Raw genomic sequence first — 20,270 nt, 5'->3', positions numbered from 1 at the left:
CCGTCGAAATCCACTCGACGGTGTGGGTTTAGTGTGCTCCGAATGAGCGATGGGAAATTCGTGGCCGGGGTTATCCACAGGAAAAAAGGAAGTCAGGCGCTGATCTCGGATTGCGTTCAGTCTTGCGGCCATGAACGCGATGAACAACGAACACGTCACCCTGTCCCTCGGCCCGGCTTCCGAGCAGCGGCCCGTCGTCATGCGCGGTCCGGCCGACATGGCCGAGCTGTTGCCCTACCTCCTGGGGTTCTACCCCGACGACAGCATCGTCGCGGTCGGCCTCCAGGGCTCCGACCTTCACCAGGGCGGTGTCATCCGGGCAGACCTCCCGGCTTCGCCCGCGGACTGGACCGCGGCGGCCGAGGAGACGGCCGCTCTGCTGGTTGCCCTCTCGGAGCGGCACGGCAGTAGGCCGCTCCAGGTGCTCCTCTACCTCTGCCAGGACCGGGGCACGGCGCACGCCCCGCCCGTGGTGGAGCGCCTGAGGCCGCTGGCCGACCACCTCCGCGCGGCCTTCGGGCGCAGGGGAGTGGCGGTGAAGGAGTCGCTGTGCGTCTCCGACGGCCGGTGGTGGTCCTTCCTGTGCCGTCGCGAGGGGTGCTGCGACCCGGCCGGCAATCCGGTGCGGCGCGGGCCCGGTCCGGGCCCGGCGGCCGCCGCGGCGACGGTGGCCGGCCTGGTGCCGCGCGGCAGCCGGAAGGCGATCACGGGCGGACTGGCCCCGGTCGGCCCGCCGGAGGACGCCGTCCAGCGCGCGGCGCTCGCCCGCGCCGAGGCCGTCGCCGGCGCGGTCTCCCGGGAGCACGGCATCGCACTGCTGGAGCAGGCCTTCGCCGAGTTCGCGGCCGGCGCCCGGGAGCTCGACGAGGAGCGCACGGCCAGGTTGCTGCTCGCCCTGCGGGACCGCCTCACCCGGGACCGCGGCGTCGAGTACGTCAGGCCCGCCGAACTCGCTTCCGCCGAACGCCTGTGGCGCTTCCTCGCCCGGCGCGCCGTGCCGCCGTACGAGGGCTGTGCGGTGGCTCCGCTCACTCTGCTGGCCTGGGCCTCCTGGGCCGCGGGGGATACGGCGACCGCTCGGGTGGTGCTCGGCCATGTCCTGCGGCTCGCCCCCGGCTACCTGCTGGCCGAGCTGCTGTACGAGTCGATGAACGACGGTATGACGCCCAACGCACTGATGGCCGCCGTCGAGGCCCAGCGGCGGCGCCGTGAGGAACGCGTGGCTGAGTCGGCGTCAAGGCCCAGGGTCGCAGAGGACGGCGGCCCCGGACCGGGGTCCGTTCCGACTGCGGGTGAGGACCCCGAAGCTCCCGGTGGGCGGTCCGGGTCGTCCGGGGGTGGGCGTCGACGCCGACGGGGCGCTCGCCGGAAGGGGGCGGCTACGGCTCCCACCCCGGCCGAACGCGGCCCCGGCGGCGTCGGCGGATCCAGCGACTCCGGAGGCTCACCCGGGCCGGTACCGGACGGGAACGGGCCAGGGCCCGGGTCTGCGGCCGTGCTCCCGGCGCTCGGGTGCGGACCGACGCCGGGTGGCGGGCCGGTGGCCGGGCGCCGGCCTGCCCGGGGCATCCGGCTCGGTCGGGCGGCGGCGTGTGCGTCGGCCGCCGTCCGAGCCGGTACAGGGCTCCATCGGTGCCGGGGCGCCCGGCAGGCGGCGAGAGCGGGCCGTCGTGCGCACTGATCCGCTCGCCGTGCCGGCCCTCCCGCGGCTGCTACACCTCGCCGTGGGCCATCTTGATCAGCCGGTCCAGCACCTTGCCGCCACTCACCGACAGGCCGTCGTGCTCCCACTCGTTGGTGACCCAGGTCCGCAGGCCGCGCACGGCACGGGCGGTTCGGAGCGAGTCGGCGGTGTCCACGTACATGTCGTCGTGGTACACCGCCGCCACGACCGGCACCGTGTTGGCGGCCAGGCGGGCCGGGTCGTACAGGTCGGGCCAGTCGGCGTGGGCGGCGAGCAGGTCCGCGGTCTCCTTCAGCGGGCGCAGCGCCGGGTCGGTGTCGAACATCCAGGGGTAGATCATTTCCCCGGTGAACAGCACCGGCGCGTCGGACGCCAGCGCGGCCCGGGCGTCGAACCGGGGGAACTCCTTGCGGACCCGCTCGGCCGACCACGCGGTGCCGCCCTGGTCCACCGAGCGCTGGCCGTAGATCGACTCGTGGAGCACGGCGTAGAGCGGTCCCTCGGCGAAGGAGAGCCGGGCCTGCACGCCGGCCAGGAAGGTGTCGGAGAGCTCGGGCCCGGCCGGGCCCTCCACCCAGGCCTCCTCCAGCAGGTAGTGGAGGGCGCCAGAGCCGCTGCCGCGGCCGAGCATGAGTCCGAGGGACTGGAAGGCCTCGACGGTCAGCAGCCCCCCGTCGGGCAGGGTGGCGGGGGCGTCGGCGAGATGGGCGGCGATCCGCCGCACGGCCTGGACGTCCTGCGGGAAGCGGGCGTAGTGGGCCTCGTTCTTGTCGATCACGCGCGGGTAGGCGGCGCGGTAGACGTCATCGGCGGAGCTGTCGAGACCGGCGAGGCCGCCGGTGATGAAGGCCTCGGTCAGACCTTCAGGAGCGAAGGAGAGGTAGGTGAGGGTGCAGAAGCCGCCGAAGCTCTGGCCGAGCACGCTCCAGCGCCTGTCGGCGCCGAGCAGGCGCCGGCGGATCAGCTCGGCGTCCCGCACGATCGAGTCCGCGCGGAAGTGCGCCAGGTAGTCGGCCTGCTCCTGCGGGCCGCCGCGCCGAGCGAGGGTCTGCCGGGTCGCGGGCGTGGACCGTCCGGTACCGCGCTGGTCGAGCAGCAGGACCCGGTAGTCCTCCAGGGCGCGGTCCAGCCAGGTGTCGCGGCCGAGCGGGCGGGCGGCCTTGCCACCGGGGCCGCCCTGGAGGAAGACCAGCCAGGGCAGGTCGTCCTTCTCACGGCCGCAGGCCACCACCTCGCGGGCGTACACCTCGATCTGCTCGCCGTCGGGGGCGCTGTGGTCGAGGGGGACCAGGAAGACGTGGTCGGTCGTGACGATCCCGGGCAGCCGGCTGACGGTGGACATGTAACTCCTCGGTCTCTGCTGGTCACAGCGGTTGCGTCGCGGTTCACGGGGTCACCGGGTGCGAGCGTCGCGACCCCCGCACCGTATCCTGGCCGCGATCGAGCACCGGTTCGACCGTCCCTCTCCCCGGCGGGGCGGCCGCCGGCGGTCGAATCACCGACTCCAACCAACCCGGCCCGTGCGGTCCTTGAGCGGTGGCGGGCCTCGGCAAGGCCTGTGAGGGAGGTCCGGCCGCGAGGGCGCGACGGCCCGGCCGCCCGGAGGCGACCGGAAGTCACGGGCGGGGGCGTGACCTGGGGGCGGTGCGCGGCGTTCACCCCGGGGGCCCTGCGCCCGTACGGCGCCGGACCGGCCGCCCGGATCCGAGCGGCCGTCCGCCCCGAGGTGCCGACCGGCCGAGCTCGGCCGCGAGCCCCCGGGCGCGGGCCACGGGGGCGACGCGCCGCGATCGGGGCGTACGGGCGAGGCGTCCCGGCAGGTCGGTGGCGCCGTGCACCTGACGGGGCGCCGAACCTGACGAGGTGCTGGCCGGGCGAGGCGCTGGGCACGAGGAGGTGCCCGACGCGACGGCATGGGGCGCCGGTACCAGCCAGGTACCGCACGCCGCTTGGCACGGCCCACCACCGGGTACGGCCAGACACGGCACAGGCGCCGACGGGAGAAGCCCGCCGGTGCGGCACCATCAGTACGCGATCGAGCATGCTCGCGGCCCACCGGCCCTGACCGGCCGCCGGACCGCCGAGGGGAGGAGAGTCCGGTGACCGCCATGAGGCCACCCCAGGCCATGTCGGCCGAGAGCGTGGTCGGCGCGCCCAGGCCGGCCGGTCGGTCCGAGCAGATTCCGGCGCCCGGGCCGGTGGGCGCGCCCGCCGCCCCGGGACGGCCCGCGGCCCCGCCGCGCCCCCAGCCCCCGGCCGTCCACCACGCGGTGCTCTGCGTCAACGCCCCCGCGATGGCCGCCTCCGGTCCCGACGGCCAGCTGCGCGGCCACGGACTGCACGGCTTCTACCGCAACGGTGTCCGGGTGCTCGCCCGGATGGAGCTGCGGCTCGGCGGCATGGAGCCGCTGCCGCTCCAGGGCACCCAGACCAGCGCCACCCAGGCCCGCTTCCTCGGCGCCCTCCGTCTGCCCGGCGACCTCGACCCGGACCCGGCGCTCACCGTCGAGCGGCTGCGCCACGCCGACGGCGTGGAGACGGTCACCGTACGCAACACCGGGACCAGACCGGCCCGCCTGCCGCTGGAGATCGCCCTCGGCACCGACCTCGGCCCGGTCGCCGAGATCGCGGCCGGGCACCGCCCGGCCGACCTCCCGGGCCAGGTCCAGTCGGCCGGGCTGCGCTGGTCCGGCCCGGTGCACAGTGCCGTCGTCAGTGCCAAGCCCTCCCCGCACGCCGTCCTGGCCGGGGCCGGAGTGCTGCGCTGGGACCTGGAGGTCCAGCCCGGCGCCCGATGGTCGGTCGAGCTGCGCGCCGAACTCGAGAGCTCCCCCGGCGGTCCCCGCCCGCCCGCCGGGCGCGGCACCGGCGTCCCACTGCCCTGGGCCGAACCCGAGGTGCGCAGCGACGACACCCGCGCGGCCCCGCTGGTCACCCGCTCGCTGGACGCCCTCGGCGGGCTGCTGTTCGCCGACCCCGACCGCCCGACCGACCTCTACCCGGCCTCCGGAGCACCCTGGCGCTTCGGCCTCGCCCCGGCCGACGCACTCTGGGCCGCCCGGCTGACCCTGCCGCTCGGCACCAGGCTCGCCGCCGGGACCCTACGCGCGCTGGCCCGCCGTCAGCAGCTCTCCGCCGCTCCGGGCCGCGTCGAGGGACTGCTGCCCGGCGCGCTGCGGCACGGCGGCCCCGAGCTGCCGCCCACCTGCACGGCCACCGAGGCCACCCTGCTGTTCGTCACCGTGCTGGCCGAAGCATGGCGCTGGGGCCTGCCGCGGGCCGAGGTCGCCGAACTGCTCCCGGCCGCCGAGCGGGCCCTGGCCGTGCTGCGCGAGGGCCTGGTCGACGGCTTCGTCACGGACCTGAGCCGTCCGCTGGAGGACCGCGCGGCCCACCCGGTGGCGGCCCGCGCCGAGGTGCAGGCGCAGGCGCACCGCGCGGCGCTGCACGGCGCCGAGCTGCTGGAGGCCTTCGGTCGCCCCGGCGCCGAAGACTGGCGCAGTTGGGCCACCGAGCTGCGCGGCCGCTTCCGCGAGCGGTTCTGGATCGACGACCTCTCCGGCGGCCGCCCCGCAGCCGGCCTCGCCCCCGGAGGCCAGCCGCTGCCGGCCCTCGCGTCCTCCCTGGTGCACCTGCTCGACACCGGGCTCGCCGTCGACGGCGGTCGGCACGAGAGCCTGCTGGACCGCGAGCAGACCAGGCTGTTGGCCCAGCGTCTGGTCACGCCGGAGCTGGACAGCGGCTGGGGCCTCCGCACGCTCAGCGCCAAGTCCCCTCGGTTCAATCCGCTGGGACACCGCGGCGGCGCGGTGCGCATCCATGAGACGGCGCTGGCGATCGCCGGGCTCGCCGAGGCCGGCCATGAGAACGAGGCCGGGACCCTCCTGGAGGGACTGCTGGCGGCGTCCGCCCACTTCGAGGGCCGGCTGCCGGAGATGTACGCGGGGGAGCAGCGCACCCTGGGCTGCCCTCCGGTGCCGCACCCGGCCGCCTGTCGCCCGGCGGCGGTCTCCGCGGCCGGAGCCGTCCACGCCGTGTTCGCCCTCGCGGGGGTGCGGCCCGACGTCCCGGGCAGCCGGGTGCTGGTCCGCCCGGCCAGTACCGCCCCGCTGGGCGAACTCGAGCTGACGGGCCTACGGGTGGCGGGTGAGCCGTTCTCGGTCCGGGTCAACCGGATCGGGGTGGCGATAGTGGAGGAGGCCTCGGCAGACCTTCAACTGGTCGCCCGCTGACGCGCCCCGGCGGTGCCCCCGGCTCGGGACCCGCCGCGGCGGCCCCGCCCGGGCCCGGAGCTGCCTGGCGCCGTCGGCCGGGCCCACGTAGCCGCACCGACCGTCGCCGGGCCGAGGCCGCCGTGGCATCACCGCCGCGCCCGCCCGTGCTCGAACCGTGCCCGCGCGGGCAGGCCACCGACGCCGCCCCCTCCGTGTCCGGGCCTGTGCTTATCGTCAGAGAGACGACTATGATCGTCGCCATGTCGCGTTACGATCCGTCGGCCTTCCCCCCGTTCGCTGTCACGGTTGACCTGGTGGTGCTGACGGTGCGCGACCACTCACTCTGCGCCCTGCTGGTCAGGCGCGGTGAGCCGCCCTACCAGGGGTACTGGGCGCTCCCCGGCGGATTCGTCCGCCCGGACGAGGGCCTGGCCGAGGCCGCCTCCCGGGAGCTGGCGGAGGAGACCGGCCTGCGCGCCCACTCCGCCCCCGGCCATGACGCGGTCGGCCCCGGCGCGGCCGGTGCCCACCTGGAGCAGCTCGCCACCTACGGCCACCCGCAGCGCGACCCTCGGATGCGCGTGGTCAGTGTGGCCTACCTGGTGCTCGCCCCCGACCTCCCCACCCCCCGCGCCGGCGGCGACGCCAGCAGTGCCCGCTGGGCGCCGGTCAGCGAACTCCTCGGGGAGAGCCCGGCCGACGGCGTCCCGCTCGCGTTCGACCACGGTCTGATCCTGGCGGACGGTGTGGAACGCGCTCGCTCCAAGATCGAGTACTCCTCCCTCGCGACCGCCTTCTGCCCGACCGAGTTCACCGTCGGTGAGCTGCGCCGCGTCTACGAGGCTGTCTGGGGCGTGGTCCTGGACCCGCGCAACTTCCACCGCAAGGTCACCGGCACCCCCGGCTTCCTCCTCCCGTCGGGTGGCACTACGACCCGTCAGGGCGGGCGCCCGGCCCAGCTCTTCACCGCCGGCGGTGCCACGGTCCTCAACCCGCCCATGCTCCGCCCGGAATCCTGAGGGCCCGGAGTCCGGCCGGGAAGCTGGTGGCGGACCACCGCGCCCCCCGCCGGCGGACCACCGCGCCCCACGCTGGCGGACCACCGCGCCCTCTGCCGGCGGACCACCGCGCCCCCCGCCGGCGGACCACCGCACCGCACCCCCTGCGGCGGACCGCCGGTAGCGATGCCCGACGGTATGCCCGGCCCTGTGAATCGCAGGATCGGATTGTCCCCTGATCGGGTGAGGTGGACAGGCGGTCGGCCCGTGGCGGTTCGAGAATGCCCGGAATCGGCGGTGCTGACCCCTAATGTGCTGGCGTCGAGAAGGTCGGCCGAGCGCATGGGAGCAGCCAGCGATGATCCAGATCACGGGACTGACCAGGGCGTATCGCAAAGGCGTCCCGCCCGCCGTGCTGGATCTGACCTTCGACGCCCGGCCCGGAATGGTGACGGTGCTGCTCGGCGACGAGGGAGCGGGCAAGACCACCGCCCTGCGGCTGATGCTCGAACTCGAACGCGGCCAGGGCATCACGCTCTTCGACGGCCGGCCGTACCGCCGGATCCGGCGCCCCGAGCGGGAGATCGGTGTGCTGCTGGCCGGGCCGGGGGAGGGGGCCGGGCACCCGGGGCGCAAGGCGTGCGGCCACCTGCGGATGCTGGCCGCGGCGGTCGGCGTACCCCCGCGCCGGGCCGACGAACTGCTGGAGCAGACCCGGCTGGCCGCCGTCGCCGGGCAGCGGCTGCGCAGCTTCTCGCCCGGCATGCACCGCCGGCTCGCCCTGGCCGCCGCGCTGCTCGGCGATCCCGGCACGCTGCTGCTGGATGCGCCGACCGAAGGGCTGTCGCCGCGCAACGTCGAGTGGTTCCACTCCTTCCTGCGGTCCTTCGCGGTCGCGGGCGGAACGGTCCTGGTCACCACCCGCACCCCGCAGGAAGCGGCGCAGCTGGCGGACCGAGTGGTCACCCTGGACCGCGGTCGGATGGTGGCCGATCAGCCCGTGTCGGAGTTCTGCCGGACCAGGCTCAGCCCCGAAGTCGCGGTCCGCGGGCCGCAGATGGCGCGCCTGGCCGACCTGCTGGTCAGCCAGGGCGCCGAGGTGCGCCGGGACGGCGGCGCGGGCCTCGCGGTGGCGGGCATCGACCGCACCGAGATCGGTGAACTCGCCTACCGCCACGGGATCCTGTTGCACGAGCTGGCGGACCGGGTGGTCGAGCAACCGGTGCCCCGGGCCGCCCTGCCGGCCCCCTCCGGGCGGTCCGGCCACCTCAGGGTCCGGCAGACGCCGGACCAGCACCCCGAGCCGGCGCCCGGGACCGACCAGCCCAACCCGAGCCCGGGCTCGGACCCGGACCCCGACCCGGACCCGACCTCGGTCCCTCATCCGACCTCGGGCCCCCATCCGGAGCCGCACCTCGAGCCGGCTCGTCAGCCAGCAGTCCCCGAGCCCGCCGCCGAGGGCCGCGGCCGGGCCGACGCCTCCCTGCCCACCCGAGCGCTGCCGGTGGCCGCCGTGCGGGCAGCGCTCCCCGCCCTCGGCGCGGCCGCCGCCGCCCGCCAGACCGACCCCGCCCCCACCCTGGCGATGGGCCGGTTCTTCCCCGGTGAGCCCGGCCCCGTAGACGCCACCGCCCCCACGCCGGATCCCGCCCCCACCGGCGCCACCGCCCCGACCGGCGCCACCGCCCCGACCGGGGCCACCGCCCCGACCGGGGCCACCGCCCCGACCGGCGCCACCGCCCCGACCGGAGCCACCGCCCCGACCGGCGCCACCGCCATGGCGAGCGCCCCGGCCCCGTCGGACGGCTCCACCCGCACCCCGGCCCAACACCCGCGCCGTCGGGAGAGCGCCGAGGACCTGCTCAGCGACGACACCGTCCGCCTCGGCCGCCTGACCACCGGCAACGCCCCCGCCACCCCCGACGACCACCGGAGCGAGTGAACCGTGCGTGTCCTGGCCTACGAGCTGCGCCGCCTCCGCGGCCTGCGTTCCACCTGGCTGCTGTTCGCCGCCGTGCTGCTCTGCGACGTGGTCGTGGCCGCCGTCCTGGCGAGCCAGGCCCCGGCGGGCCTGCTGGCCGCCCCGGCCGGGGTGCGACTGCTGACCGCCGCCGTCCCGCTGATCCCGCTGCCCTTCACGGCACTCGGAGCCGGCCTGCTGGGTGCGCTCTCCTACGGGCACGAGGTGCGCCACCCTGGGCTGGCGGCCTCGCAGGTCCGCTCCTCCCGTCGGGTCCGGTTGCTGCTGGCCAAGCTGCTGGTGATCGGCCCGGTGGCGGCGCTGTTGGCGCTGGCGTCCCTGCTGCTCGACACGGTGGCTGTGCATCTCGCGCTGCCGTCCGGGGTGCGCGTGGCGGCCTGGTCGGACCCGGCCGCGCTCTCCGCGCAGGTGTCCGAGGCGCTGGGCGCCCTCGGGCTGGACGGGCTCGGGGATCTGCCGGGCGGCTTCGCCCCGCTGGCGCTGGTGGCCGGGCACGGGGTGCCGGCCGCGCTGCTGGCGTTCGTGCTGCTGACCGTGGTGGCGGGTTGGACGGGCGTGCTGACCGCCTCGCTGACCCGCAGCGCCGCCGCGGGGATGCTGCTGCTGTGCGCCCTGCCGCCGCTGCTGGAGGCCGGGGTGGCCCTGCTGCTGCGCCGGACCGGTCGGCCCTGGCCGAGCCGGGCGGCCGGGCTGCTGCCCTTCCAGTCCGGCATCGAATGGGCCTACGGCTGGGTGTACGGCGGGGCACGCCAGGTGGCGGCCAGCGGTTCGGCGCTGACGGACCCGGCGCTGCTCGCGGCGGTCGCGGCGCCCGGGGTGGTCCTGCTGCTCGCCGCGCTGCTGGTCCAGGCCCGCCGCCGAGCGCTGTAGCGTCCGTCGCCCACCGCCCGCGAGGACCCGTCCCGCCCCGCCGCAAGGCACCGCAGCACCCACCGTCCAGGAGCCGTAACGCCCGCCGCCGAGACGCCAGTTGCCCGTCAGACCGCCCCGATCCACCAAGATCGACCAGCAGTGACCGTAATGAGCGGTTCTTCCTGATAAGAAGTCAATTATCCAGTCACGGTCGATCACCCTTTCGTGTGCTTTTCACGAGAATTCTCAAGCTGCGTCGGCGGATCGCCGACAAAGGAGGCGTGAGTACCCTTGCGCACCCCACCATGACCCCCGCCCGTTCCGCCGAGGGGCCGATCCACGGCTCCGGCGATCTGGACCGCTTCTCGTACGCCGACCGGCCGCCGGTGCCCCGCTGGGAGGGCGCCGAGTCGGACATCGCCCGGGTCGGCCGCAAGACCACCAGCAGCCGAGGCCGCGGTCTGCACGGCCAGCTGGTCCAGCAGCTCGGTCAGATGATCGTCTCCGGCGACCTCGGCGCCGACCGTCCGCTGGTGCCGGAGGAGATCGGCCAGCGGTTCGAGGTGTCCCGGACCGTCGTCCGCGAGTCGCTGCGCGTGCTGGAGGCCAAGGGCCTGGTCAGCGCCCGTCCGAACGTCGGCACCCGGGTCCGTCCGGTCAGTGACTGGAACCTGCTGGACCCGGACATCATCGAGTGGCGCGCCTTCGGCCCGCAGCGGGACGAGCAGCGTCGGGAGCTCTTCGAGCTCCGCTGGGCGATCGAGCCGCTGGCCGCCCGGCTCGCCGCCGGCCACGGCCGGGAGGACGTCCAGCAGCGGCTGGTCGAGCTGATCGAGATCATGGGGCACGCCGCCGCCCAGGCCGACCTGTCGACCTACACCCGGGCCGACGCTGAGCTGCACGGTCTGGTCCTGCAGATGGCCGGCAACCGGATGCTGGAGCACCTGTCCGGCATCGTCTCCTGCGCGCTGCAGGTCTCGGGCAGCCCGGCGATCTCGTGCGAGCGGCCCTCGGAGGCCTCCGTCGGCCTGCACGCCCGGCTGGTCGACGCGCTGGGCACCGGCGACGGCACCGCGGCCGAGGCCGCGATGCGGGCGCTGCTCACCGTCCACCCCGAGATCGAGCCCTCCGTCCCCGCGCCCCGGGAGCACTGAGCGGGCTGTTCTCCGCGAGCGGGCCCGCCGGGCGCGGCCCGCTCCGCCACCCTCCGCCGAGCCTTCGCCCAGGCCCTCCGCCGAGTCTTCGGCCAGTCCCTCTGCCGAGTCTTCCGCCAGGCCCTCCGGCCGCACCCGCGCGGCGCAGCCGGAGGGCTTCCGCGTGGTGGCGGCCCCGCGGACCGTACGGCAGCCGGCCCCGGGCGGGCCCCGACGGCCGCCCCGGGGCCACTCCGGGGCGATCCCGGCGGGCCCGGCAGCACCCGGCCCCCGCGCCCCCGCCTTGCAGGCCCGGCCCCCGCGCCCTCGCCTTGCCGGCCCGGCCCCCGCGCCCCTGCCTTGCAGGCCCGGCCCCCGCCCCCCTAACGCCCCGGGCCCGGCATCACTCCACCCCCGCCTGCCCGGGCCGGCCCCCGCACCCCCGGCCCCTCGCGACGCCCCCACCCGCGTCCCGCGGCCACGCCCCCCGTAGTGCCCCGTCCATGTCAATCACGCCGGGAGCGAGTGCGCGATGATGGAGTCGGCCCCGAGGCCGCGGGCGCCGAGCGGTGTGACCCGCGACACGAAGGGCATGCGTAACACTTGACGAGCAGCAGCGATGTGTCCTGAGCGGAAGCAGCTCCGGAATACCCCAACATGCCAGAATGCTGTGTTGGTCTGCGGCGCTGCTGCCGTCCTGCAAACCCAGTCCTCAAGCCCGAGTCGGTCGGAATCGACACCGCGCGTCCGAAGCGCGATCTCCTTCCCCGCCCGCTCGGGCGGCCGGTACGGGTTCGAGTCCACTCATCGTCCGAGAGGTTGTTCGTGTCGGCCAGCACATCCCGTTCGCTTCCCCCCGAGATCGCCGAGTCCGCGGCTCTGCTGGCGCTCATCGAGCGGGGCAAGGCCCAGGGGCAGATCGCCGGTGACGACGTGCGCCAGGCGTTCGAGGCGGACCAGATCCCGGTCACCAAGTGGAAGAACGTCATGCGCAGCCTCAACCAGGTGCTGATTGAGGAGGGGGTGGACCTCATGGTCAGCGCGGCCGAGCCGGCCGGCGCCAAGCGCAAGAGCGTCGCCGCGAAGAGCCCCACCAAGCGCACCGCCACCAAGGCTGTCACCACCCGGACCCCGGCCGCCCCGTCGGCGCCGACCAAGCCGCCCGTGCGGATCGCCCCCGGTGCGCCCGTCGCGGCTCCGGCCGTCGCGGCCGCCGCTGCGGCCCCCGCTCCCACGGTCTCCGCCGAGATCACCGTCGAGGAGGCGGCCGTCGCGGTCGCCGAGGTGAAGGCGGCTCCGGCGAAGAAGGCCGCCCCGGCCAAGAAGGCCGCGGCCAAGAAGACCGCGGCGCCGGCCAAGAAGACCGCCGCGAAGAAGACCACCGCCGCCAAGGGCGCCAAGGGTGGCGACGAGGAGCTGCTCGGCGAGGAGGAGCTGCTCGAGGACGTCGCGCTGCCGGGCGACAAGGCCGAGGCCGAGGGTCCGGAGGAGGAGTCGGAGGGCTTCGTCCTCTCCGACGACGACGAGGACGACGCGCCGGCCCAGCAGGTCGCCGTCGCCGGCGCCACCGCCGACCCGGTCAAGGACTACCTGAAGCAGATCGGCAAGGTCCCGCTGCTCAACGCCGAGCAGGAGGTCGAGCTCGCCAAGCGCATCGAGGCCGGTCTGTTCGCCGAGGACAAGCTCTCGGCCGCCGACAAGCTCGCCCCGAAGCTCAAGCGCGAGCTGGAGATCATCGCCGAGGACGGCCGCCGGGCGAAGAACCACCTGCTGGAGGCCAACCTCCGTCTGGTGGTCTCGCTGGCCAAGCGCTACACCGGCCGCGGCATGCTCTTCCTGGACCTGATCCAGGAGGGCAACCTCGGTCTGATCCGTGCGGTCGAGAAGTTCGACTACACCAAGGGATACAAGTTCTCGACCTACGCCACCTGGTGGATCCGTCAGGCGATCACCCGCGCCATGGCGGACCAGGCCCGTACCATCCGCATCCCGGTGCACATGGTCGAGGTCATCAACAAGCTGGCCCGCGTCCAGCGCCAGATGCTCCAGGACCTGGGCCGCGAGCCCACCCCGGAGGAGCTGGCCAAGGAACTCGACATGACCCCCGAGAAGGTCATCGAGGTCCAGAAGTACGGCCGCGAGCCGATCTCGCTGCACACCCCCCTGGGTGAGGACGGCGACAGCGAGTTCGGTGACCTGATCGAGGACTCCGAGGCGGTCGTCCCGGCCGACGCGGTGTCCTTCACCCTGCTCCAGGAGCAGCTGCACTCGGTGCTGGACACCCTCTCCGAGCGTGAGGCCGGCGTGGTCTCGATGCGCTTCGGCCTGACGGACGGTCAGCCGAAGACGCTCGACGAGATCGGCAAGGTGTACGGGGTCACCCGTGAGCGCATCCGCCAGATCGAGTCGAAGACCATGTCCAAGCTGCGCCACCCGTCGCGCTCCCAGGTGCTGCGCGACTACCTGGACTGATCGACCGCCGCGAGCGGCACCTGCTGGGCGACGAAGGCCCGGGACCGTACGGTCCCGGGCCTTCGGGCTGTCCGGACGCGGGTCCGTCAGCGTACGGGTGGCCTGTGTCGCTCGTCCGGGTGGCGGCATGACGGGAGGTGATCGCGCGCTGTAGTCGGTCACCTACGCTGTGCCGGTTGCCCTGCTGCCGAGCCTCCTGGAGTCACCGGTGCTGACCGACCCGGACCGCGTTGTTCTGCCCACCCCCGCCCCTCCCCGAGCCGACCCCGCCCCTCCCCGCACCGACCCGGTCGCGGCCCGGGCGGCCCGTCGCCGCCGACGGGCCGCCGCGCTGGCGCTGCTCGCGGCCGCGCCCGTCCCGCTGGTCGCGCTCGGTGTGGCGCCCCCGGCCGAGGCGCAGCGCCGGGTGGTCGGCGGCAGCACGGTGAGTACGGCGGACCACCCGTGGATCGTGGCGCTGTCCAGTCGCCAGCAGTTCGGCGGCGGACGTTCCGGTCAGTTCTGCGGGGGAGCGCTGGTCACTCCGACCAAGGTGGTCACGGCGGCGCACTGCTTCTACGACGAGGCCAAGGGGCGGGTGGACCGGCCGGGGCTCAAGGTGATCGTCGGCCGGGACGACCTGCGGGGCTCGGCCGGCCGCGAGGTGTCGGTCCAATCGGTCTGGATCCACCCCGACTACAACTTCGCGGCGAACATGAACGACGTCGCGGTGCTCACCCTGTCCGGATCCCAGGGCTCGCGGCCGGTGGTGGAACTGGTCGGCCAGGGCGAGACCGAGCCGTACGCGCCCGGGACCAGGGCGCAGGTGTACGGCTGGGGCGACACCACAGGGCGGGGCGACTACTCGCCGGTGCTGCGCGGGGTGGACGTGCCGGTGATCGCGGACCAGACCTGCGCCCACGCCTACCCGGGCGGTCAGGACGGCAGGTTCGACGCCCGGGGCATGGTCTGCGCGGGTGAGGAGAAGGGTGGCAAGGACGCCTGCCAGGGCGACAGCGGCGGTCCGCTGATCGTGGGCGGCAGGCTGGTGGGCCTGGTCTCCTGGGGGACGGGCTGCGCCGAGGCGGCCCACCCCGGCGTGTACACCCGGGTGTCCTCGGTGGCGGATGCCGTGCGTTCGGTGCTGTGAAAAACGCGGCCGTAAGCGTCGCCGCGAACACAGCGGTGGGCGTCGCTGCGGGCGTCGCCGCCCGTGATGGTGCGGTGACGGTCTGACGCGGTGTCGTCTCTCCGTCGCGCCGCTTTCCCGGCGCTGCGGGCGCGGCGGCCCGCGCTGCGGAGCGGCCCGGGGGAAGCGCCCCGAGAACAGCTGAGCCGGGCGGCCCGCCCCCGAAGGGACCGACCGCCCGGCTCACCGGTCACGCGCGGTGCGTGGCCGGACACAGCTCGGGACGTTGGCTGCTGGTTGTGGCGCCTGGGATCAGCGCTCGTCCTCAGCGGCCGTCGCGGTGGTGCTGCTGAGACGGCCGCTCTCGTCCTGTATCTCCACGGCGATCTTCTTGAGCTCGGGCTCGAACTTCCGGCCGTGGTGGGCGCAGAAGAGCAGCTCTCCGCCGCTGGCGAGTACGACGCGCAGGTAGGCCTGGGCGCCGCAGCGGTCGCAGCGGTCAGCCGCGGTGAGCGGGCTCGCAGGGGTCAGAACAGTAGTCACGTCGCCTCTTCTCTAGCTCGACGAGCTGTCGTACCAGGGTCAACATCCAACCAGGCCGAAAACGTTCCCGCTCGTGGCTTTTCTTCTCTGAGGATTCTGCTGTGTTGATGAGGACGTGCCCCGGGCGCCGGTGGTTCATGCGTGTCGAATCCCGGGATCCGCCCCTCGCTCGAACGCCCGATCGGGATCGGGTGCGAGGTCCGCGTAGCATAATCCTCTGCCGGGTTGGAGCATAAGCCCCGTCCCGGGCCCCGGTAGCCTGCATAACGGCAGTTCCGGAGCCTGCGCCGGACCCCACGAACCGCCAGGACCGGTGGTACCGGGAGGAAATGGCGCTCCCGGGGCCTCGACCCGGGCGGGGCCCTTGTTCGCGCAGCGCGTACAAGCTGCGCGGGACCGGTCCGTCGTGCTGTGCACCCCGCGCAGCGGTGCGGGCACACGGAGCCACGGCTGTCGGTGCGGCGTGCTGCACTGACGGTCGGGTCCGGATCCGTCCGCGATGTGACCCATGAGACAGAACTTCACCGAGGAGAGTGCCGCGTGAGTGCCGAAACGACCGTGCCGTCCGCGCTGCTGGCCGGCGACGACGGTTCCAACTACACCGCGCGGCACCTGCTAGTCCTGGAGGGCCTGGAGGCCGTCCGCAAGCGCCCCGGCATGTACATCGGCTCGACCGACAGCCGAGGCCTGATGCACTGCCTCTGGGAGATCATCGACAACTCCGTCGACGAGGCGCTGGGCGGCTACTGCGACCGCATCGAGGTCGTGCTCCACCCCGACTCCTCGGTGGAGGTCCGCGACAACGGCCGCGGCATCCCGGTCGACGTCGAGCCCAAGACCGGGCTCTCCGGCGTCGAGGTCGTGATGACCAAGCTGCACGCGGGCGGCAAGTTCGGCGGCGGCTCGTACGCGGCCTCCGGCGGTCTGCACGGCGTCGGCGCCTCGGTCGTCAACGCGCTCTCCGCGCGCCTGGACGTCGAGGTCGACCGCAACGGCCACACCCACGCGATCAGCTTCCGCCGCGGCACCCCCGGCATCTTCACCGAGGCCAGCCCGGACGCCCCCTTCGAGCCCGCCAACGGCCTCACCAGGACCCGCAAGGTGCCCAAGACCCGCACCGGCACCCGGATCCGCTACTGGGCCGACCGGCAGATCTTCCTCAAGGACGCCAAGCTCTCCCTGGAGAACCTGCACAACCGCGCCCGGCAGACCGCCTTCCTGGTCCCCGGCCTGACCATCGTCGTGCGTGACGAGCGGCTCACCGAGAGCGTGCAGGTCGAGGAGTCGGTCTTCCACTACGACGGCGGCATCGCCGAGTTCTGCGAGTTCCTGGCTCCCGACAAGCCGGTCTCCGACGTGCTGCGGCTGCGCGGCGAGGGCACCTTCAAGGAGACCGTGCCCGTCCTGGACGAGCTCGGCCACATGACCCCCACCGAGGTCACCCGCCACCTCGGCGTGGACATCGCGCTGCGCTGGGGCACCGGTTACGACACCACCCTGCGCTCCTTCGTCAACATCATCGCCACCCCCAAGGGCGGCACACACGTCACCGGCTTCGAGCGCTCGCTCGCCAAGACCGTCAACGAGGTGCTGCGCGCCGCCAAGCTGCTGCGCGTCGCCGAGGACGACATCACCAAGGACGACGCCACCGAGGGCCTCACCGCGGTGGTCACCGTCCGGCTCGCCGAGCCGCAGTTCGAGGGGCAGACCAAGGAGGTGCTCGGCACCTCGGCGGCCAACCGGATCGTCGCCGCCGTCGTCGCCAAGGAGCTCAAGGCCTTCCTCACCTCGACGAAGAAGGACCAGAAGCAGCAGGCCCGGGCCGTGCTGGAGAAGGTCGTGGCCGCCGCCCGCACCCGGGTCGCCGCCCGCCAGCACAAGGAGGCCCAGCGCCGCAAGACCGCGCTGGAGACCAGCTCGCTGCCGGCCAAGCTGGCCGACTGCCGCAGCGACGACGTCGACCGCAGCGAACTGTTCATCGTCGAGGGCGACTCGGCGCTCGGCACCGCCAAGCTCGCCCGCAACTCCGAGTTCCAGGCGCTGCTGCCGATCCGGGGCAAGATCCTCAACGTGCAGAAGGCCTCGGTGAGCGACATGCTCAAGAACGCCGAGTGCGCGGCGATCATCCAGGTCATAGGAGCGGGCTCGGGCCGCACCTTCGACATCGACCAGGCCCGCTACGGCCGGGTCATCTTCATGGCCGACGCCGATGTCGACGGCTCGCACATCCGCACCCTCCTGCTGACCCTCTTCCACCGCTACATGCGGCCGATGGTCGAGCAGGGGCGGGTCTTCGCCGCCGTGCCGCCGCTGCACCGGATCGAGCTCACCAACCCCAAGCGCGGCCAGGAGAAGTACCACTACACCTACTCCGACTCCGAACTCCGCTCCACCCTCCTGGAGTTCCAGCGCAAGGGGATGCGCTGGAAGGAGCCGGTGCAGCGCTACAAGGGCCTCGGCGAGATGGACGCCGACCAGCTGGCCGAGACCACCATGGACCCGCGCCACCGCACGCTGCGCCGGATCAACCTGGGCGACCTGGAGCAGGCCGAGAAGATCTTCGACCTGCTGATGGGCAACGACGTCGCCCCGCGCAAGGAGTTCATCGTGGACTCGGCGGCGACCCTGGACCGCTCGCGCATCGACGCCTGACCACGGCCGGTCCCGCGCGGGCCCTCCACCCACGGGTGGAGGGCCCGCGCGGCGTCGGGTCCACCTCGGATCCACCCGGGCTCCGATCAGCGGCGGGCGCCGGATCCGTAGCGTCGGAGAGGTCAGCCAAGCCTCTCCCCGGGACGGAGAAACCCGATGCCTGCCGTAGCCAACCTCCTCGTGATCGCCGCGGTGGTGGTCCTGGTGCTCCAGCGCCAGATGCGCGTCCAACGCCTGGACACCGAGCGCCGCTTCTGGGTGCTGCCGCTCGTGCTCGGCGTGCTGGCGCTGCGCGATCCGCAGCTCGTCGACCACCAGCACACCGCGCTGTCGGCCGTCCTGCTGGCCGCCGGGCTGGTCGCCGTCCTCGCGATGGGCACCGTCTGGGGCTGGACCGTGCGGATCTGGCGGGGTGCGGACGGCGCCCTCCTGGTCAAGGGCACCAAGGCCACCCTCGCCGCCTGGGGCGGGATGATCGCCGTCCGGGTCGGGATCTACGGGATCGGCTCCGCCCTGCACGTCCACCAGGCGAGCAGTGCGCTGCTGCTCGGCATGGCGGTCATGCTGCTGGTCCGCTCGCTCGTGGTGAACTGGAGGGCCCGGATGCTGGGAGCCGAGTCCACCAGCGCCGTCCTGCACTGACCCCACCGCGTGAGCACCGAGGAGGCACCCGTGGCCGGGTGGTACTGGACCCGCTGGCCGTCCCGCGAGGGGCTGGAGCGCGAGGCCGAGAGCCAGCCGCGGCGGATCCTCACCGTGCTCGGGCGGATCGTGGTGCTGGCCGTCGTCGGCTGGGGGACCTTCTCCGGCGGCAGGTACACCGGCTGGGCGGTGGCGGCCGCGGCGGCCGGGCTGGTCGCGGCCGCCGTGCTCTGCACGGCCTACCTCCAGGCCAGCAGGGCGCAGCGCCCGACGGCCAGCTACCTCCTGTCCGGCAGCGTGGTCGGCGCCGCCTGGCTGGCCAACTGGGGGCACGCCTACACGCTCGCCGACCTGCTCTGGATCGGCCTGGCCGTGACGGCCCTGGTGCGCCTGCCGGCCGCCCCGGCGCTGCTCACCGCCGCGGCCGCACTGGCTTCGTACACCGCGGCCAGCTGGTCGAGCTGGCTCGGCATCGCCGCCACCATCGGGGGCGTCACCCTGCTCGGCTTCCTGCTGCGGCTGGACATCGAGGCGCGCGGCACCGCCCGCCGGCTCCTCGCCCAGGAGCGGGCCGCGCGGGCGGCCGAGGCGGAGAGCGCGGCGCTCGCCGAACGGGCCAGGATCGCCCGGGAGATCCACGACGTGCTCGCCCACAGCCTCTCCGCCCAACTGGTCCACCTGGAGGCCGCCCGGCTGATGCTGGACGCCGGGACGGACCGCGAGCAGGTCCGCGAACGGGTCGTCGCCGCCCGGCGGATGGCCCAGGACGGGCTGGCCGAGACCCGGCAGGCGCTGTCCGCGCTGCGCGGGGAGCTGACCCCGGTCGGGGAGTTCCTGGTGGAGCTGACCGGGCGCGAGCGGGCCGCGTTCACCGTCACCGGCACGCCCCGGCCGCTGGCCGCCGAGGCCGGCCTCGCCGTGCGGCGCACCGCGCAGGAGGCGGTGACCAACGTCCGCAAGCACGCGCCGGGCGCCCGGTGCGCCGTCGAACTGCGCTACCTGGCGGGGGAGGTGGAGCTGGAGGTGCGCAACTCCCGGGCGCCGCGCGGCGAGTCCTCCGGGGACCTGGCCGACAGCGGCAGCGGGTACGGTCTGCTCGGGATGCGCGAACGCGCGGAACTGCTCGGCGGCACCCTGCTGGCGGGCCCGGAGGACGGAGGATGGCGCGTGGTGCTGCGGGTGCCGGCATGACCGGAGCGGGCGGGGCGGTCGGGGCGGTCACCAGGGTGCTGGTGGCGGACGACCAGACGGTGGTCCGCGAGGGCATCGTGATGCTGCTCGGACTGCTGCCCGGCATCGAGGTGGTCGGTGCGGCGGCCGACGGGGAGGAGGCCGTCACCCTGGTCGAGCGCCACCACCCGGACGTGGTGCTGATGGATCTGCGGATGCCGCGGGTGGACGGCGTGGAGGCGACCCGGCGGATCCGGGCCGCCCATCCGGAGACCGAGGTGGTGGTGCTGACCACCTACGCCGACGACGACTCGCTGTTCCCGGCGCTGCAGGCCGGGGCGCGCGGCTACCTCACCAAGGACGCCGGCGGCGAGGAGATCGCCAGGGCCATCGCGGACGTCCGGGCGGGTGCGGCCGGACTCTCCCCGCAGGTCCAACTCCGTTTGCTGGAAAGGCTGTCGGAGAAGCCGGCGAATTCCGCACAGGCCGCCGAGCGGCCCGCCGCCCGACCCGGGGAACTGCCGGACGGGCTGACCGTGCGGGAGGCCGAGGTGCTCGCGCTGATCGCCGAGGGGCTCTCCAACGCCGAGATCGCCCAGCGGCTGTTCGTCAGCCAGGCCACGGTGAAGACCCACATCAACAACCTGTTCGCCAAGACCGCGGTCCGGGACCGCGCGCAGGCCGTCGCGTACGCCTTTCGGCACGGAATCACCGGTACGCAGCAGTAGTGCGATGAGTGTCCGTCGGATCATCGACCACCTCATCGAGTGAAGGTCTCGGCGATGGTCAGGGGCGGTCTTCGGCGGACCCCATCATGATTC

Annotated in this window: 14 protein-coding genes; 12 read left to right on the top strand and 2 right to left on the bottom strand. The window is 74.2% G+C overall.

The window, feature by feature from the left end; genetic code table 11:
• The first annotated feature begins 130 nt into the window (after positions 1–130).
• A complete protein-coding gene (locus tag ACGF07_RS23935) occupies positions 131–1,681 on the top strand; it encodes a DUF4192 domain-containing protein (protein ID WP_392901860.1) in 1,551 nt (516 codons plus the stop codon).
• 31 nt (positions 1,682–1,712) lie between these two features.
• Here ACGF07_RS23935 and ACGF07_RS23930 read toward each other — a convergent pair whose 3' ends face one another.
• Positions 1,713–3,026, bottom strand: coding sequence for an alpha/beta fold hydrolase (locus tag ACGF07_RS23930; protein WP_392901858.1), 1,314 nt, complete (start codon positions 3,024–3,026; stop codon positions 1,713–1,715).
• Positions 3,027–3,792: 766 nt separating this feature from the next.
• Between ACGF07_RS23930 and ACGF07_RS23925 the strand changes: the two genes are divergently transcribed.
• The 7 genes from ACGF07_RS23925 (at position 3,793) to ACGF07_RS23895 (ending at position 14,463) form a co-directional block, all read left to right on the top strand.
• The gene (locus ACGF07_RS23925; RefSeq protein WP_392901934.1) at positions 3,793–5,916 is read left to right on the top strand and encodes a glycogen debranching N-terminal domain-containing protein; all 2,124 of its coding nucleotides are present in this window, start codon (positions 3,793–3,795) and stop codon (positions 5,914–5,916) included.
• Positions 5,917–6,158: 242 nt separating this feature from the next.
• Entirely contained in the window at positions 6,159–6,917 is a 759-nt protein-coding gene (locus tag ACGF07_RS23920; RefSeq protein ID WP_350737961.1) for an NUDIX domain-containing protein, read from the top strand.
• Between the two features lie 337 nt (positions 6,918–7,254).
• A complete protein-coding gene (locus ACGF07_RS23915; RefSeq protein WP_392901856.1) occupies positions 7,255–8,838 on the top strand; it encodes an ATP-binding cassette domain-containing protein in 1,584 nt (527 codons plus the stop codon).
• 3 nt (positions 8,839–8,841) lie between these two features.
• Positions 8,842–9,747: a hypothetical protein gene (locus ACGF07_RS23910; protein ID WP_392901854.1), complete on the top strand. Its 906-nt coding sequence runs from the start codon at positions 8,842–8,844 to the stop codon at positions 9,745–9,747.
• 209 nt (positions 9,748–9,956) lie between these two features.
• Positions 9,957–10,883, top strand: coding sequence for a FadR/GntR family transcriptional regulator (locus ACGF07_RS23905; protein WP_392901852.1), 927 nt, complete (start codon positions 9,957–9,959; stop codon positions 10,881–10,883).
• Between the two features lie 798 nt (positions 10,884–11,681).
• The gene (locus ACGF07_RS23900; RefSeq protein ID WP_350750238.1) at positions 11,682–13,334 is read left to right on the top strand and encodes an RNA polymerase sigma factor; all 1,653 of its coding nucleotides are present in this window, start codon (positions 11,682–11,684) and stop codon (positions 13,332–13,334) included.
• A gap of 331 nt (positions 13,335–13,665) precedes the next feature.
• On the top strand, positions 13,666–14,463 hold the full coding sequence (locus tag ACGF07_RS23895; protein WP_392901932.1) for a S1 family peptidase: 798 nt from the start codon (positions 13,666–13,668) through the stop codon (positions 14,461–14,463).
• A 291-nt stretch (positions 14,464–14,754) separates the two neighbouring features.
• Here the strand turns inward: ACGF07_RS23895 and ACGF07_RS23890 are convergent, their stop codons facing one another.
• The gene (locus tag ACGF07_RS23890; protein WP_350749893.1) at positions 14,755–14,985 is read right to left on the bottom strand and encodes a hypothetical protein; all 231 of its coding nucleotides are present in this window, start codon (positions 14,983–14,985) and stop codon (positions 14,755–14,757) included.
• Between the two features lie 540 nt (positions 14,986–15,525).
• Here ACGF07_RS23890 and ACGF07_RS23885 point away from each other — a divergent pair.
• From ACGF07_RS23885 to ACGF07_RS23870, 4 genes are all read left to right on the top strand, one after another.
• Positions 15,526–17,637: a type IIA DNA topoisomerase subunit B gene (locus ACGF07_RS23885; protein ID WP_392901850.1), complete on the top strand. Its 2,112-nt coding sequence runs from the start codon at positions 15,526–15,528 to the stop codon at positions 17,635–17,637.
• A gap of 156 nt (positions 17,638–17,793) precedes the next feature.
• Complete coding sequence (locus ACGF07_RS23880) at positions 17,794–18,279, top strand: DUF1453 domain-containing protein (RefSeq protein WP_392901848.1); 486 nt, start codon at positions 17,794–17,796, stop codon at positions 18,277–18,279.
• A 30-nt stretch (positions 18,280–18,309) separates the two neighbouring features.
• A complete protein-coding gene (locus ACGF07_RS23875; protein WP_350743298.1) occupies positions 18,310–19,470 on the top strand; it encodes a histidine kinase in 1,161 nt (386 codons plus the stop codon).
• Positions 19,467–20,177: a response regulator gene (locus tag ACGF07_RS23870; RefSeq protein WP_392901846.1), complete on the top strand. Its 711-nt coding sequence runs from the start codon at positions 19,467–19,469 to the stop codon at positions 20,175–20,177. The genes ACGF07_RS23875 and ACGF07_RS23870 overlap by 4 nt, the downstream gene beginning before the upstream one ends.
• Positions 20,178–20,270: the final 93 nt, after the last annotated feature.

This window comes from Kitasatospora sp. NPDC048194, from assembly GCF_043202455.1.
GTDB lineage: Bacteria > Actinomycetota > Actinomycetes > Streptomycetales > Streptomycetaceae > Kitasatospora.
The sequence above is the reverse complement of the archived record's forward strand: the minus strand, read 5'-3'. Positions and strand labels throughout refer to the sequence as shown.